Consider the following 395-nt stretch of genomic DNA (forward strand, 5'->3'; position numbering starts at 1 on the left):
CTGGAGGGCAATCTGATCAAGAAGCAACGGCGCATTTATCGGCCATGAATTCTATGGGGCCATTGCCTTGGAAATTGACCTTTTCCTACGGACGCGCATTGCAAGCAGCTGCTTTAAAAGCATGGGCTGGAAAAGATGAAAATATTGCTGTTGCACAAAAGGCATTTCGTCATCGTGCTCGAATGAATCATCTTGCGGCTTTAGGACAATGGACAAAAGAGCAGGAAAAGGTGAGCGCTTGAATTGTCATAGAGTTGAATTCCCATAAGGGTGTGTGGTGATTGTCCTAGATGCTTTGCTTAGCAAGAAGGGCAATCAAAATGCACAAGCTTTTGCATGGTTTATGCTTCTTGATAAAGAATACAAATTTTTTTGGGTTCAGCAATTTCTGGATT

Annotated in this window: 1 protein-coding gene; it reads left to right on the forward strand. The window is 42.8% G+C overall.

All coding sequences use genetic code 11. The features are described 5' to 3' along the window. The coding region (locus BN338_RS09790; protein WP_039761910.1) for a class I fructose-bisphosphate aldolase at positions 1-242 on the forward strand (242 nt) is incomplete at its 5' end. Between the last annotated feature and the right edge of the window lie 153 nt (positions 243-395).

The organism is Bartonella queenslandensis AUST/NH15, from assembly GCF_000312585.1.
In the GTDB taxonomy this organism is placed as follows: Bacteria; Pseudomonadota; Alphaproteobacteria; order Rhizobiales; family Rhizobiaceae; genus Bartonella; species Bartonella queenslandensis_A.